The organism is Acidicapsa borealis, assembly GCF_059115245.1.
The window spans coordinates 4,602,611-4,618,965 of the sequence record NZ_JCACNY010000001.1; the positions used below are offsets into that span (position 1 = coordinate 4,602,611).

Consider the following 16,355-nt stretch of genomic DNA (forward strand, 5'->3'; position numbering starts at 1 on the left):
GAGGAAGTCATCATGAGCACACCCGCAATCTCGCAGCCCGGCATCTCAACATGGACGATTGACCCATCGCACACAGTCGCCGAATTCAAGGTGAGACACATGGCGATTTCAAACGTGAAGGGGCAGTTTGCCAAGGTGACCGGCTCACTGACCCTGGATGACAGCGATCTCGCAAAGGCCCACATTGAGGCGACTATCGACGCGAGTTCCATCGAAACACGCGATGCAGGGCGAGATACCCATTTGAAAAGCCCAGACTTCTTTGATGTCGAGAAGTTTCCTTCCCTGAAGTTTCAGTCCACGAGCATCAAAATCATTCGCGCAGGCGAGCTCGCTGTTGAGGGCAACCTCACCATTCGCGACGTCACGCGCAGCGTCCAGTTCGATGTCGAAGGGCCAACCCCACCCGAGAAAGACCCATGGGGCAATACCCGCGTGGCTGTGTCCGCCATCACAAAGATCAGTCGTAAAGACTTCGGTCTGGTCTGGAACGCAGTGCTGGAGAGCGGCGGCATTCTCGTAGGAGATGAAGTGACCATCACTCTCGACGTGCAGTTCATTCGTACCCCGGCTTGAGTTGGCGAATGGCCCAACGGAATGAGTCCCCGGACTGCCCACCTGTTTCAATGCATCCCGGGACCACGTCCCCGCAGCCGCCGCGCGCCGCACATCGGGTGTGATAAATTCATCTCTCGGTCAACAGCCATCGAGAGGTGCGAAACGTCATGTTTCAGCCAGATACTTACGCGGTTGCTCTCGCTTTCATGTTCACCAGCATGCTCTGCTGGGGATCATGGGCCAACACCATCAAGATGTGCCCCGGCTTCAAGTTCCAGCTCTTCTACTGGGACTACGTCATCGGCCTCGTCGCAGGCTCTCTGCTCTGGGGCCTGACGCTCGGTAGCCTCGGCGCAACCGGCCGTCCGTTCCTCGCAGACATCGCCCACGCCAACGCAACGCAGATCACCTTCGCAATCCTCGGCGGCATCATCTTCAACGCAGCCAACCTGCTGCTCGTCGCCGCCATCGACATCGCCGGACTCGCCGTAGCCTTCCCCGTAGGCATCGGACTCGCGCTCGTCGTCGGAGCCATCAGCAGCTACATCCTCTCGCCCAGCGGCAACCCGATCATGCTCTTCGGCGGCATCGCACTCGTCGTAGCCGCCATCGTCTTCGACGCACTTGCCTACCGGCTTCGCGAAAAGCAGCAGACATCACTTAGCACGCGCGGCGTCATCATCAGCCTCATCGCCGGTCTGTTGATGGGCAGCTTCTACCCATTCGTCTCGCGAGCCATGTCGAGCCCCGACGCACCCGGCCCATACGCCATCACGTTCTTCTTCGCACTCGGCGTAGCAGCCTGCGCCATCCCCTTCAACTTCGTCCTGATGCGACGCCCGCTGGTCGGCGGCGGACCAGTAGCCATGACCGGCTATTGGCGAGCTAAACCCTCGTGGCACATCTGGGGCATACTCGGCGGAGCCATCTGGTGCACCGGAGCAGTCTTCAACTTCGTCGCCTCCCGCGCACACGTCGTCGGACCTGCAGTCTCCTACTCCATCGGTCAGGGAGCCACCATGATCTCCGCAGCCTGGGGCGTCTTCATCTGGCGTGAGTTCGCAGCAGCGCCCCGGCTATCGAAGAACTTCCTCGTTTGGATGTTCATCCTTTTCCTTCTCGGACTCACCACCATCGCACTCGCGCCCGTCTTCTAACCAGGCAAGGAGAATCCATGGCTGACCACAAGCCAATCGTCGTCGTAGGCAGCATCAACATCGACCTCGTCATGAACACCGAACGCATCCCCGTCGAAGGCGAAACCATCACCGGCAAGGACTTCCAGATTCACCCCGGCGGCAAAGGCGCAAACCAGGCCGTGGCCGTCGGGAAACTAGGCTACCCCGTGCAGATGATCGGCCGCGTAGGCAACGATGTGTTCGGCCAGCAACTCCGCACCAATCTTGAACAAAGCGGTGTGGACATTGCCAGCGTGATCACCAGCGAAAGCAGCTCCGGCGTCGCCGTGATCCTGGTCAATGCGAAAGGTGAAAACTGCATCGTCATCACCCCAGGCGCAAACGCCCTTCTCACCCCTCAGGACCTCGATGCCAACATCGAACGCATTCGCGCCGCAGGAGTAGTCCTCACACAATTAGAAACACCTCTCGACACCATCGAGCATCTCGCCAACATCTGCAAACGCGAAAATGTCCCGCTCATCCTCGATCCAGCCCCCGCACGCGAACTTCCCCCGGACCTCCTGCGCAAAGTCACATGGTTCACTCCCAACGAAACCGAAGCAGCCTTCTACTGCGGAGCCTCTGCATCGTCTAAAAATCGCGAACCCGCCATCATCGCGCAACAGCTTTTCGACCAGGGCATCCAGGGCGTAGTGCTCAAGCTCGGCGCGCGCGGGTCTTATCTGGCAAAACCTAACCAGGCAGGCCAAATCATCGCTCCCTTCCCGGTCAAGGCAGTTGATAGCACAGCCGCAGGCGATGCCTTCAACGGCGCCTTCGCAACTGCGCTCATGATGGGCAAGAGCGAGCAGGAAAGCGCCCGCTTCGCCTCCGCAGCCGCAGCGGTCTCCGTTACACGCAGCGGCGCCCAGCCATCCCTTGCAACCATGGCAGAAGTCGAGGATCTGCTGGCACAATAGAATCAACAGCGCATACATTCAGCGAGGATGCGGATACGATGAATGCTCACAAACTTCGGAAGCTATCGGCGTGCCTGATAGGCGCGGTAACGCTCACAGCAGCTCTCACCGCAACGCTGTCCGCGCAGGACTTCCACGCACTGCCGCAGGATTTTTATTTTGAGTCCGCCGAACAGCAGATCCCTCCGCCCTCGTGCCTCACCCTGCACTTTCCTCCCGACATCTATCCTCACTGCACACTGCAGACGCATGCAGAATGGCTCAAAGCGATTGAAGACTGGCGAACCGAGCGCCGCATCCGCGTCGGCTACGATGGCTCGCGGTATGACATGCCCGCGCTGAAGTGGGCGCAGTCCGCATTCATCCAGCCGCAGATGATGGTGCATGACCGCTACTTCTACGATCCCGTTGCCAACAAGTACACCGTCGATCGCTACCTCGACGATCTCGAAAAGCGCTACGGCGGCATCGATGCCGTGCTCATCTGGGCAACTTACCCCAACATGGGCATCGACAATCGCAACCAGCAGGAGATGGTTCTTTCCATGCCCGGCGGTAAAGAAGGCGTGAAGCGCATGATCGCCGACTTCCATCGCCGCGGAGTGCGCGTACTCTTCCCCATCATGATGTGGGATCAGGGCACGCACTCACCCGGCAAAGACTGGCCGCAAGCCACAGCGGATCTGATGAAGGAACTAGGCGCGGACGGCGTGAACGGCGACACACAGGACGGAGTGCCACTGGCCTTCTCACTCGCCGCCGACAAGATCGGGCATCCACTCGCCTTCGAGCCCGAGAGTAGCCCGTCGGATGAAGCCCTCGCCTGGAACGTCCTCACCTGGGGCCAGTACAAGTTTCAATTCACACCTACCGTCGATCGCTACCGCTGGCTTGAGCCGCGTCATCAGGTCAATATCCAGGGCCGCTGGAACCGCAGCAAGACCGACGATCTGCAATACGCCTTTTTCAACGGCGAAGGCTGGGAGAGCTGGGAGAACGTCTGGGGCATCTGGAACGGCATCACCGAGCGCGATGCCGAAGCCACCCGCCGCGTGGCCACCATGGAGCGCGCCGTCGCACCCTTCTTCGCCAGCCCGCAATGGGAGCCGCTCTATCCGATGCACGTCTATGGCATCTACTCCAGCCGCTGGCCGCTCGGTGAACAGAATATCTGGACCATCGTCAACCGCAACGAGTATCCCATCACCGGACGCACCCTGAGTGCCCCCTACAAGCCCGGCATGCGCTACTTCGATCTCTATCACGGCGAAGAGCTCACACCCCAGCACGAAGGCGACTTCGCCGTGCTCTCGTTCACCACTGAAGCACACGGCTTCGGCATGGTCCTCGCCACGCAAGGCGAGCCCAGCGCAGAGATGCGTAAGCTCATGGCAACCATGAAGACCATGACTGCCAATCCGCTCGACAGCTACTCCGCCGAATGGCACGTTCTCACTCAGCAGATCGTCGAAATCCCCGCTACCACTCCGGCAAAAGGCGATGTCGAAGGCATGGTCAAGATACCCGGCGGAAACTATGTCTTCCGGCTAAGCGGCTCGGAAGTGGAAGGCTCCGATGACACCGGTACCGACGTGCAGTATCCATGGGAGGCAACTCCCCGCCGCTTCCATGAACACAGCATGCAGATCAAACCCTTCTACATGGATAAGTATCCCGTCACTAACGCCCAGTTCAAGCAGTTCCTCGATGCAACGCACTATCATCCCAAAGACGATCTGAACTTCCTCAAGGACTGGACCAACGGCACCTATCCAAAGGGCTGGGACAAGAAGCCAGTCACCTGGGTCTCACGCGAAGACGCAATTGCCTACGCAGCCTGGGCCGGTAAGCGACTTCCTCACGAGTGGGAATGGCAGTTCGCCGCCCAGGGAACAGAAAACCGCCTCTACCCCTGGGGAAACGTACTCGACTCCACCACCATGCCCGCACTCGAAACGGGCCGCACTCTGCGCGGACCCGATGATGTCGATGCACATCCAACCGGCGCAAGCCCGTACGGCATCATGGACATGGCCGGCAACGTATGGCAATGGACAGACGAATACGTCGATGAACATACGCGCGGAGCCATCCTGCGCGGTGGAAGCTACTACCACCCGCAAGGCTCCATCTGGTACTTCCCACAAGCCATCCGGAACGATGTTCACAGCAAGCTGTTGCTGATGGCTCCATCGTATGACCGCTCAGCAACACTCGGCTTCCGCTGCGTCAAAGACGCTGAATAGCTAGGCTGACACCGCTTCCAACGTTACGCTGCTTCCCTGCTGCAACACGATCTGCACCGAGCCATCTGCCTGCGTCTTCACCGCGTCTGAAGCAACAAAGCGAAAGCCCTTCGGCGGTCGAACAAGGTGCTCACCCGGACTCACGCCAGTGAGCCGAGCCGCAACGCGCTTCCCCTCAGACCACGTGACATCCACCTCAACACCACCGCGCGCACGCAGCCCGCGCACGGACCCGGTCTTCCACTGCTCCGGCCACGCCGGCATCAGAGCGATCGCACCATCATGACTCTGCAACAGCATCTCCGCAATCGCGGCAGTCGCTCCGAAGTTGCCATCAATCTGAAAGATAGAGGAGGGCCGCTTCTTCTGTGTCTTTCCCGGCTTCGCGCCTTTGCTCCCCGCCAAAGCCTCATCCATCGATTCTCCCGAAGGATGCGTGTTAAACAGATTCGGCCCTGTGCTATGCAGCATCAATAAGCGCAGCGAATCATAGGCCTGCGCACCATCCGCAAGCCGCGCCCAAAGCCCAATTGCCCACGCGCGGCTCCAACCCGTGTAAGCGCCGCCATTGGCCAGCCTGCGTTCCAGTGACTTACGCGCCGCAGCAGCAAAGTCCGGCATCGAAAGAGGCGTGATCTCACCACCCGGATAGATCGGATAAAGATGCGACATATGCCGCTGCCCAGGCTGGTCTTCATCGAAGTCCACAAACCATTCCTGTAACTGCCCCCACTTGCCCACCTGGTACTTGGGCAACTTTGGTAGAGCAGCAGCCAGCTTCGCCGTAAAGTCCTCATCCACCCCGAGAATCTTGGCGCCTTCCGCGCAATTGGTGAAGACCTCATGAATCAGAGCGACATCCATCGTGCATCCCGGACTCACCTGTGCGCTCTTTCCATCCGGCGCAAGAAACAAGTTCTCCGTCGACACCGATGGACATGTCGTAAGCCCACCCTTGCCATCGTCGGTAAGCCAGTTCAAGCAGAACTCGGCCGACCCCTTGATCACTGGGTATGCTTCGTTCTTGAGGAACGCTTTGTCGCCGGTAAAGAGATAGTGCTCCCAAAGATGCTGACAGAGCCATGGCCCACTCATCGCAAAGTTCGCCCACGTCGGATCGCCCCACCCCTGTCCCACCGGCGCAGACTGCCGCCATAGATCGATATTGTGGTGGGAACACCAGCCATCGATCCCATAGTTGACCTTCGCCGTCTTGCGCCCATTCACGCTCACATCGCGCACCATCGTCATCAGCGGCTCACTGCACTCGGTAAGATTGCAACTCTCCACCGGCCAGTAGTTCATCTGCACATTGATATTCGCAGTCCAATTCGAACTCCACGGCGGCCGCATCTCCGCACTCCAGATGCCCTGCAGATTCGCAGGCTGGCAGCCCGGCCTCGAACTCGTGATCAGCAGGTAGCGGCCGTAGTTGAAGTAAAGCGCCAGCAGTGACATATCCGGCTTTTCATCAAAGCCATCCAGCCGCTCATCGGTGGGCGCCACAGCAGCCTCATGGCCACCAAGGTCAAGCGTGACGCGCCGAAACAACTTGCGATGGTCCTCCAGATGTTCACTCACCAGCTGTCGATAGGGCCGTGCGGAAGCAGCAGACACCGGTTTCTTCGCAGCTGCAATCACCTCCGCAAGCGGAGTATCCGGCATCTGGTCAAACTGCTTATACCCAGTCGCCGCACCCAGCAGCAGAACAATCTCCGACGCACCATCGACCTTGAGCGAACCATCCACTTGCGCCGTGATCTTTCCGTCGCGCGATGATGCCTTCAGCACCGCAGCAAAGTGCATCCCCTCACCCGGCACATCACTGTAGAGGATCGGATTCTTATCCTCGATATAATTCGGCGTGGAGTGAGACGGAGCCTTGCCCGAAAGCACAATGCTCGCTCCCTCTGCCTTTGCACTGGAATGCATGAGACTCTTCAAGCGCAGCCTGCCATGCAATGCACCGCGCTTGCTTGCCGTCACATGCACCACCAACACCTGCGCCGGCGCGGAAACAAACACCTCACGCGTCACATGTGTGCCACCAGCGTTGAACGCAGTCACACTGGTCGCGCGATCCAGATCCAGCGAACGCGAGTACTCCGCAAAAGCATCCCCATGATCGAAGTCCAGCAGCAGATCGCCCAGCGGCTCATACGCCTGGTTGAATGGTCCCTGCATCTTGCGGCACTCTGCGTCCCCACCGTGATAATCCTGCTTGCCGATCACCAGCGATCGCACCACAGCAAGATGATCTTTGGCGGCAGGGTTATTCCAGTCCTGCGGAGCCCCCGACCAAAGCGTGTCGTAATTCAAAGCAATGCGCTCCGAAGCCACCCCGCCAAACACCATCCCGCCCAGCCGCCCATTGCCCACCGGCAAAGCATCCGTCCACTGCTCCGAAGGCTCCTTGTACCAGAGCGTAGTATCGGGAGTCTGTCCTTCTGTTCCCTGCCCCGGCCTCTTCGAATCCGGCGCCCAAGCAGCAAAGCCAAAGCGAGAAAACAGCGGCGCGCCACTGATCAGCGCGCTCAAAGTACGAAGAAAACCACGGCGACTGCTACCCATCAACATTGCTGCTCCTCAGTGTCTTAACCGTATTACTCAGCCTTGCCCACACCCGTCGAATACAACTGAAACTCCTTGATCGACGCCTCGGAAGTGCTCGATAAGATATTCAGCCGCACCCGGCTGGCCGTCACCGGCGCGAAAGCATCGATCTTCTTATGACCGATCGCCTCACCCTTGGCAATTGTTGTCCACTTGCCACCAGTCAAAGCCTCAATCGCATACTTCTGCACCTTCTGCCCATCATTCAACCACTCCATCGTCACCGCATGATCGAACGTGATCGGCTTCACAAATGTAGCCTCAAGAATCGCATGATGCGAACCCACTGGAGCAGTCCAGAAGGTATCCGGATTGTCATCCATCGCAGCCTCCAGCTCCGCAGGCTCGAACGTATGCGTCCGCACCAGGTTCGTCCCATAGCGCTTGCGCACAGCATCCCCAAACTCCTTCAACCGCGCCACATCGGAGTCCGGCAGCAGCCCGCGATTATCCGGGGCCAGCCCCAGCATCAACTGCGCACCCCTCCCCACCGTCTGCTCATACATCGTCATCAACTCATCCATACTCTTCAGCGACTTCTCATCGTTCGGATGCCAGAACCAATGCAGATCCCGCAGCGGAGTATCTGCCTCCACCGGCCGCCATCGCAGATATCCATGCCGGTCAATCACATTCCAGTTCTCATACCCCACACGCCCCGACTCAGTCCCCACCCACCGCGCATCCCCATACTCAAACAGCCCCGTATCGGCAAACACAACGGTGTTCGGCTGGTACGTCCGCAGCGTCTCCATGATCTTGGGAAAGTCATACACGTGCCCCGCACTGCCCGCCCCATCCAGCCAAAACTCCGTAAGATCCCCGTACCGTGTAACTAACTCCTCTAACTCGGCAAGATAATACTTGTCATAAGCAGCCGAATCCGCATACTTAGGCTCATGCCGGTCCCACGGCGACAGATACACGCCAAACTTCAGCCCATACTTGCGAGCAGCCTTCGCCACCTCGCCCACAACATCGCCCTTGCCATCCTTCCAGGGACTCTTCTTGATGCTGTAGTCCGTCTGCTCCGTAGGCCATAGGCAGAACCCATCATGATGCTTAGCCACCAGCACCACATACTTTGCTCCGGAATCACGAACAGCCTTCATCCACTGCTCCGGATCGAACGCAGTAGGATTGAACACCTTCGGATCAGCAGTTCCATCGCCCCACTCACGATCCAGAAAAGTATTCGTAGAGAAGTGAATAATCACGCCAAACTCAAGATCCTGCCACGCCGTCTGATACGCAGCCGGCTTCACATCCGGAAAGCTCTGCGCACTCGCAAAGCACGCAAAGCTCAGCATGAAAAACAAAGTCCCAACCACCTTCAGCCGCCGCTTGAAATCACGCATCATAAGCTCATCTCTCCTGTAACTTCAATCCAGCTAAACGCTACTTACGATCCGGCAACAGCTTCCATATCTCCGGATCCTCCGCCCCCAGCACCCACGAACAGAACCCCTGCAGCCCACGCTTCTCCACGAGCTCGTACCGATCGCGAAACGTCCGCTGATCCGTAAAGAAAATCCACTCCCGCATCTGCTCCCGATAGAAGAAAAAGTAAGCAGTATGATCCTCAGCATCCCACTCCACCTTCCCACCGCGATACGCATCTGCCAACTGCACAGCATCCAGCGCATTGATGTAGTCCGCTGAAGGATTAGGCTTCTCCTCACCCGTAGCCTTGTCCACAATCGGCGCCCGCGTATACCAGTGATACCCGTACAGCGGAATTCCCAGCGACAGCTTCTCCTTCGGCACCACCTTCAGCGCATAGTCAAGGTTCTCCATAGTCCAACCCCACCCAGCCACCGGCCCCGGCAACGTCCAACGCGTGTTCTGGTCATACGTCATCAGGCAAACAAGATCGACATACTTGGCAATCTCGGCAATGTCGTAAGCCCCGCGCCAATCCGTAAAGATCCACCTGCCAAACCCGCCCTTGCCCTCGACATACCCCGGCGCATTCGGCACCGTCGCAATCGTCAGCTGCAGTCCCGCCTTATGCATCGCCTCCGCCGACTTCTTCACCAGCGCCGTCAACGCGTCGCGATCCGTCCAGACAATATTCTCGAAGTCAAACTGAAACCCCGTATATCCATGCAGCCTGCACTCGCGCACCAGCGCCTCATTCATCTCATCCTGAGCATGCTGGTTGCCCGCCAGCTCATGAAAGCTCTTCTTGTTAAAGAGAGCAATCAGCGGCATCACTGGCAGCTTCTGCTTGTGCGCCGACTCCAGTACCATCGGATTCGGCCCGCCCGAAACCAGCCCATCCTCATTCACCTCGTACCACGTAGGCACCAGCAGCCCGATCTTCGCCGAATGCGCCTGGTACGACCGGATCGAATCCGGATTCTCCCCCAGGTAGAACAGCGCAACCGGCGTCTCCGCCAGGCTCCTGCCCACCCCAGCCAAAAGAACCAACAGCGCCCCACCCAGCCAGACAAGTCTCTTCATCTCTCCCCCGGAAATCGCACATGACAAAAGCAGTTGAAAATTAAAGCTAAACCATTGGCATGATCGTTTGCATTGCATATGATCAGCAGAGCTTTCGAAGTTCAGCGTTTCCACGAACATATCAGGTATGAAATAGTTTTCTCACGGACAAAAATTCCTCGCTCGGAACATTCCCCGCGACCCAAATCACCAGATCGGCCGCAGACCACTCCCGAAACCCCAGAATCCCAAGGCTCTCCCCCTCATGCAAATGCCGTTACATTTCGAGTTATGCGCTGAAAGCCTCGAATCCGCCAAAATCGCCCAAGTCGGCGGAGCCGATCGCATCGAGCTCTGCACCGAACTCGCCGTCGGCGGCACCACCCCCGACCCCGCAATCACCGCGGCAGCCGCGCAGGCCCTCACCATCCCGGTGCATGTCCTCATCCGCCCCCGCGCGGGCGACTTCGTCTACACCGACGAAGAATTTGCCCTCATCCGCACGCAGACCCTCCAAGCCAAAGCCGCCGGAGCCAGCGGAATTGTCTTTGGTGCGCTCCTTCCCGACCACCGCGTCGATGTCCCTAGAACCCGCGAAATCGTCGAACTCGCTCGCCCCCTCAAGTTCACCTTCCACCGCGCGTTCGATGAATCCGCCAGCCTCCCTGAAGCCCTCGAAGACATCATCCGCACCGGCGCCGACTGCATCCTCACCTCCGGCGGCAAACCAAGCGTCACCGAGGGCGCGGAACAGCTTTCAGCCCTCCAAAAACAGGCCGCCGGGCGCATCACCCTCATGGCCGGCGGCGGCGTCACCATCGGCAACCTGCGGCAACTCGTCCATAACACCGGCCTTTCGTACTTCCACGGCTCGCTCATCCGCAAGGATCAGGCAACAGACCCAGCGATCATTCTGCCCTCACACCTCGAGCATCGCGAAATAGCCGCACCCGTCGGCGAAGTCCTCCTCGAAGACGTGCAACAAGCCATGCGAATCCTGCATGAAGACGCGGTCGCCCAACTCTCATAGCCAGCGTGCCCCGGCTCTGAAGTGTACCCATCCTGAAATCAACTGGAGGCCCTGCCATGAAACGCGCCGCTTTCCTTCTCACTGCAAGCCTCTTGGCCGGCGCATTCCTTCAAAGCTCTGCTGTGCAAGCGCAGGAACGCTGCGCCGCCGACCTCACCCCCGAGCAGCTGAGTCAAAAGATCGACGCCCTCATCCAGCAGATGACCCCGGCCGAGCGTATCTCCCAGCTCCAGGACGTAGCCGCAGCCATCCCCCGCCTCAACATCCCCGCCTACAACTGGTGGAACGAAGGCCTCCACGGCATCGCCCGCAACGGCTACGCCACCGTCTTTCCGCAGGCCATTGGCCTCGCCGCCACCTTCGACCCGGCACTCCTCCAGCAAGTCGGCGATGTCGTCTCCACCGAAGCCCGCGCCAAGTTCAACCCTCATCAATCCACCGACTCCGCCCGCTACGCCGGCCTCACCCTCTGGTCCCCCAACATCAACATCTTCCGCGACCCGCGCTGGGGACGAGGCCAGGAAACCTACGGGGAAGACCCCTACCTCACCGGCCAGCTCGGGACCGCCTTCGTAAATGGCATTCAAGGTAAGGACAGCTTTTACCGCAAAGCCGACGGAACCCCCAAGCACTTCGCCGTCCACAGCGGCCCAGAGTCCCTCCGAGACGGCTTCAACTCCATCGTCAACGAGCACGACCTCGCCGACACCTACCTAGCAGCCTTCCACCAGCTCACCGGCAACGGCCCAACCGAAGCCCACGCCGCCTCCATGATGTGTTCCTACAACGCCATCAACGGCATCCCGTCCTGTGCCAACACAGCATTCCTGAATGGTCGCGTCCGCGATCAATGGGGATTCAGCGGCTACATCGTCTCCGACTGCGGAGCCATCGGAGAGGTGACAGACTACCTGCACTACACCGCAGATCAGGCCCACGGAGCCGCCGTCTCACTCAAAGCCGGAACCGATCTCAGCTGCGGCGATACCTACAAACATCTGAACGAAGCCCTCGCCCAGGGCCTCGTCACCACCGCCGACATCGACCGTTCCCTGCACCGCCTGCTGCTCGCCCGCCTGCGCCTGGGCATGCTGCAACCCGCAAGCTGCTCCCCCTACAACAGCATCGCCCCCACCGAAGTCGATACCGAAGCCCACCGCAAGCTGGCTCTCCGCGCCGCCGAAGAATCCGCCGTCCTCCTCCGCAATGACAGTCTGCCCAACGGCAAACCGGTCCTCCCGCTCGACCCCGGCACCAAACGCATCGCCGTCATCGGCCCCACCGCCGCCCTGCTATCGGTCATCGAGGCCAACTATCATGGCACCGCCCGCCATCCGCAAACCCTGCTCGACGGCCTCCGCGATGCATTGCCCAAAGGAACCGAGATCACCTATGCCCAGGGAGCAACACTCGCCCAGGGAGTAACCGTCCCCATCCCCTCAACCGCGTTTGCAAACGGCAGCCTGAAGGGCGAATACTTCCCCAACGCCGATCTTTCCGGCACCCCGGCCCTCACCCGCCCCGACGCGCAGATCGACTTCGACTTCGACCACATCTCGCCCCTGGAAGACTCCGTAACCTCGGCCTCCGTAGCGACCTACTCCGTCCGCTGGACCGGCACGCTAACCCCGCCAGCATCCGGCGCCTACAAGCTGCAAATCTCCATCGACCGCTGCTTTGACTGCAAAGGCCACGACGCCTACCGCCTCTGGCTCGACGACAAGATCGCCCTCGAAGACGACGGCGGCAAAGGCCACCATCCCGACAACGTTACCCTCAACTGGCCCGACACCGCGCCCCACGCCATCCGCCTCGAACTCCGCCACACCGGCGAAGATCAAGGGATCCACCTCAACTGGGAAGCACCCGCAGAAGCCCAGCTCGCCGAAAGCCTCGAAGCCGCCCGCAACGCCGATGTCATACTCGCCCTCGTCGGCCTGTCTCCAGATTTAGAAGGCGAAGCCCTCCAGATTAAAGTCCCCGGCTTCGACGGCGGCGACCGCGTTGACCTCAACCTGCCCGAGCCACAGCGCAACCTGCTCACCGCCCTCGGCAAACTCGGTAAGCCCATCATCCTCGGCCTCACCTCCGGCAGCCCTGTAGCCACCAGCGACGTCACCTCGACCATCCAATCGCCCATCGCCCTCCTGCAGCTCTGGTACCCCGGCGAAGAAGGCGGCCACGCCCTCGCCAACCTGCTCACCGGCCAGGCAGTCCCCTCAGGCCGGCTCCCCGTCACCATCTACAAGTCAGCCAAAGACCTGCCCGCCTTCACCGACTACTCCATGGCCCACCGCACCTACCGCTACTTCACCGGCCCGGTAGAGTACCCCTTCGGCTTCGGCCTAAGCTACACCCAGTTCAAATACTCGGAAACCAGGATGGAGATCATCCACAAGGATGGCCGGAAGTTCTTAGTTCGGGCCACCGTCGCAAACACCGGCAAGATCGCAGCAGAGGAAGTCGCCCAGCTTTATGTCGTGCCGTCCCCGTCTACAGTATTGAGCGAGTCAGGAGCGCCAATATTGACCCTTCATGGCATTCAGCGAATCAGACTGGAACCCGGACAATCGAAAGAAATCGAGTTCACTATAAATTCCGATGAACGCCAAATGATTGACAGCAATGGCAATCGAATTCCCCTCACAGGCGGTTTCCGATGCAAGATCGGTGGTTCACAACCCGACCTAAGCCGTACGGTTGCCAGCAAGGGAACTCCCGTTCCTCATATCCAGCCAGCTCAGGCACTGAACAGCCACCTCAGCCACTGAACAGCCACTTTGCTCAGCCACTGAACAGCCAGGTCAGGCACTGAACAGCCAGCCAGCTCAGGCACTGAAAATCCAGCCTGCTCAGCCACAAAGCTTTCAGGGCCAAAGGCCCGCGTCATACCAGCCTGGGGCAACGCCCCAGGTGCAATAAGCCCTTCGACCGCGAAGGGCTGAAGGCCCGCTCCATATCGACACGGCGGCCACGCAGCGCCGGAAATCACTGGATGATGATTGTCTACCCAACAGCAAAATTTTCGCCCCCGACAATTGCACATAATGAATGCGGTTTCTGGCATAATGGAACTAACGAATCCAACAGATGTATTCCGTCGCACGATCAGTCTTCTGGGCGCTCAACCGCGGACGCTTAAGTGCACAAAAGCGCCTCTTAAGCGCACAAAAACAACCAATAACGCATTTGCAATCAAACATTTAACAAGAAAACGAGGGGTACCCCCCTCCCAACGCGAATTTAGCCAGAATTTCGTCAGCGAGCGGTCAAACCCGAACCACCTGAACCCCGCGGCTAGCAAACGAAGCAACCACCTCATCCGAAGCACCAGAGTCAGTAATCAGCATCTGAACATCCGTGATCGGGCAGATGAACGCCGGGCTAACCACCCCCAGCTTGCTCGAATCCGCCACCACAATCACCTTCTTCGCCTGCTTCAGCATCTTGCGAAATACCAGCGCCTCATCCGACTCCAGCGTAGTCGCCCCGCGCTCCACATCGAACCCGATCACGCTGACAAACACCTTGTCCATATAAACGTCATTCAAAAACGCCAGCGCCGAGTTCCCCGTCAGCGAAAACGACCAGGCCCACGAAACCACGCCGCCAGTCAGCGAAGTCCGAATCCCCGACTGGTTGCAAAGCTCCATGCCAATGTTGATCGCATTCGTCACCACCTGCAGATCCTGCCGATGCCGCAGGCTCCGGCCAACCAGCGTAGTCGTCGTCCCAGCCGTCAGCCCGATCGTCTCGTGCTCCAGCACCAGCTCCGCGGCAGCCAGCCCAATCCGCCGCTTCTCGTCCGCAAACCGCTGCTCCCGCGCCTGGAACGACCGGTCATAGCGGAACGGCTCATACAGCAGCGGCTCCACCAAAGTAGCCCCGCCATGCGTCCGCCGGATCAGCCCGCGCCCCTCCAGGTACACCAGATCCCGCCGGATACTCGGCGCAGAGGACCCCACCTCCCCCAGGATCTCCTCAATCGAGGCCGTCCCGGTCCGGAGCAGAAACTTCATAATCTTCTCAGCACGATCGTTCAATTGAGACGACATACGCTGGATTCTAACCGCCGCATCCCGATTATCGCGAATGATTTTCAAGGAAACTCGTACCGTTCCCACAGCAATAACAATCAAAACCCTGATCGATTTGGCTTACTATAATCACAAGCTGATTCATTGCGACACAGACGATCAGCTTCAGACAGACCTTCGGAGGACGGAACCGGGATGCGTACTTTTCCCCATGCAATGTTGCGCGAGATATTCGAACAGCCTGAGGCGGTCCGCCGAACGCTGGCCATGTACGTCGAAGGCGCAACCCTGAAGGCCGAAACCTGGGCACCGCTCGAAGCCTGGTCCAGCCCCGCGGGAGAAGTCCTGATCGCCGCCAGCGGCTCCAGCCGCCACGCCGGACTCGCCGCCGAAGTCACCTTCGAGGACCTCAGCGGCCTAGCCGTCGACGTCGAATACGCCAGCGAATACAGCTGCCGCGGCAGCGAAGAGTCGCGCCACCCTTCCGTCATCGTCATCTCCCAGTCCGGCGAAACCTCCGACACCCTCGCCGCCCTGCGCGAAGCCAATGCCCGCGGCCAGAAGACCCTCGCCATCACCAATGCCGCAGCCTCGTCGATGGCCCGCGAAGCCACCGTCTCGCTGCCCATCGGCGCCGGCAAAGAGTTCGCCATCCCCGCCACCAAGAGCTTCACCTGCCAGCTCACCGTTCTCTACCTGCTCGCCCTCTACGAAGGCCGCCGCACCGGCTCCCTCACCGCCGAAGTCGTAGCAACGCATCTTGCCGAACTCGCCGCTCTGCCCGGCTATCTCGAAGCCCAGCTCGCCACGTGGGAAACCGAAATCGCCGCGCTCGCAAAGAAACACCGCAACGCCTCAACCTTCCTCTTCCTAGGCCGCGGCGTCCACTACCCCATCGCCCGCGAAGGCGCGCTCAAGCTCAAGGAGGCCTCCTACGTCCACGCCGAGGGCTACCCCTCCGGCGAACTGAAGCACGGCCCCAACGCCCTGGTCAGCGATCGCGTCCCCGTCGTCATCATTGCCACTGTCGACTCCGCCGTCGAAGCCTCCCGCATCCGCTACGAAAAGACCGTGCAGCTCCTGGCCGACCTCAAGGCCCAGGGAGCAACCGTCATCGCCCTCGCTAACACCGGCGACACCGAAGTAGCCTCGCTCGTCACCGACTGCGTCTACGTGCATCCCATCTCCGAACACCTCTTCCCCATCCTCGAAGTCGTCCCGCTCCAGCTCTTCTCCTACTTCATGGCCCTCGAACACGGCGTCGACGTTGACAGCCCGCGCAACCTGAACAAGGCCGTCATCGAGCAGTAAGCAAGTCTGATTTG

General features: G+C 59.7%; 11 protein-coding genes. 7 read left to right on the forward strand and 4 right to left on the reverse strand.

The features are described from left to right. Positions 1–12: 12 nt before the first annotated feature. The 4 genes from AC5S27_RS18900 to AC5S27_RS18915 all read left to right on the forward strand — a co-directional run bounded on the left by AC5S27_RS18900 (position 13) and on the right by AC5S27_RS18915 (position 4,905). The gene (locus AC5S27_RS18900) at positions 13–576 is read left to right on the forward strand and encodes a YceI family protein (RefSeq protein WP_493936112.1); all 564 of its coding nucleotides are present in this window, start codon (positions 13–15) and stop codon (positions 574–576) included. Positions 577–725: 149 nt separating this feature from the next. Next, the gene (locus AC5S27_RS18905; protein WP_493936113.1) at positions 726–1,715 is read left to right on the forward strand and encodes a GRP family sugar transporter; all 990 of its coding nucleotides are present in this window, start codon (positions 726–728) and stop codon (positions 1,713–1,715) included. Between the two features lie 17 nt (positions 1,716–1,732). Next, positions 1,733–2,659 (forward strand): ribokinase, encoded by a 927-nt coding sequence (gene rbsK, locus AC5S27_RS18910; RefSeq protein WP_493936114.1) that lies wholly within the window; start codon positions 1,733–1,735, stop codon positions 2,657–2,659. Between the two features lie 38 nt (positions 2,660–2,697). Beyond that, positions 2,698–4,905 (forward strand): formylglycine-generating enzyme family protein, encoded by a 2,208-nt coding sequence (locus AC5S27_RS18915; protein ID WP_493936115.1) that lies wholly within the window; start codon positions 2,698–2,700, stop codon positions 4,903–4,905. On the opposite strand, the gene AC5S27_RS18920 is transcribed toward AC5S27_RS18915, so the two are convergent. Genes AC5S27_RS18920 through AC5S27_RS18930 form a run of 3 tightly spaced genes read right to left on the reverse strand, consistent with a single transcriptional unit; the run spans position 4,906 to position 9,984 of the window. Further along, positions 4,906–7,476: a glycoside hydrolase family 95 protein gene (locus AC5S27_RS18920; protein WP_493936116.1), complete on the reverse strand. Its 2,571-nt coding sequence runs from the start codon at positions 7,474–7,476 to the stop codon at positions 4,906–4,908. It lies immediately after the preceding gene. Between the two features lie 32 nt (positions 7,477–7,508). Next, a complete protein-coding gene (locus AC5S27_RS18925) occupies positions 7,509–8,879 on the reverse strand; it encodes an alpha-L-fucosidase (protein ID WP_493936117.1) in 1,371 nt (456 codons plus the stop codon). A gap of 37 nt (positions 8,880–8,916) precedes the next feature. After that, the gene (locus AC5S27_RS18930; protein WP_493936118.1) at positions 8,917–9,984 is read right to left on the reverse strand and encodes a glycosyl hydrolase family 18 protein; all 1,068 of its coding nucleotides are present in this window, start codon (positions 9,982–9,984) and stop codon (positions 8,917–8,919) included. Positions 9,985–10,228: 244 nt separating this feature from the next. Between AC5S27_RS18930 and AC5S27_RS18935 the strand changes: the two genes are divergently transcribed. Next, positions 10,229–10,993: a copper homeostasis protein CutC gene (locus AC5S27_RS18935; protein ID WP_493936119.1), complete on the forward strand. Its 765-nt coding sequence runs from the start codon at positions 10,229–10,231 to the stop codon at positions 10,991–10,993. Positions 10,994–11,049: 56 nt separating this feature from the next. Continuing rightward, positions 11,050–13,764 (forward strand): glycoside hydrolase family 3 C-terminal domain-containing protein, encoded by a 2,715-nt coding sequence (locus AC5S27_RS18940; RefSeq protein ID WP_493936120.1) that lies wholly within the window; start codon positions 11,050–11,052, stop codon positions 13,762–13,764. Positions 13,765–14,262: 498 nt separating this feature from the next. Here the strand turns inward: AC5S27_RS18940 and AC5S27_RS18945 are convergent, their stop codons facing one another. Further along, the gene (locus tag AC5S27_RS18945) at positions 14,263–15,048 is read right to left on the reverse strand and encodes a DeoR/GlpR family DNA-binding transcription regulator (RefSeq protein WP_493936121.1); all 786 of its coding nucleotides are present in this window, start codon (positions 15,046–15,048) and stop codon (positions 14,263–14,265) included. Positions 15,049–15,225: 177 nt separating this feature from the next. On the opposite strand from AC5S27_RS18945, the gene AC5S27_RS18950 reads away from it, so the two are divergent. After that, complete coding sequence (locus AC5S27_RS18950; RefSeq protein WP_493936122.1) at positions 15,226–16,341, forward strand: SIS domain-containing protein; 1,116 nt, start codon at positions 15,226–15,228, stop codon at positions 16,339–16,341. The last annotated feature ends 14 nt before the right edge of the window (positions 16,342–16,355 follow it).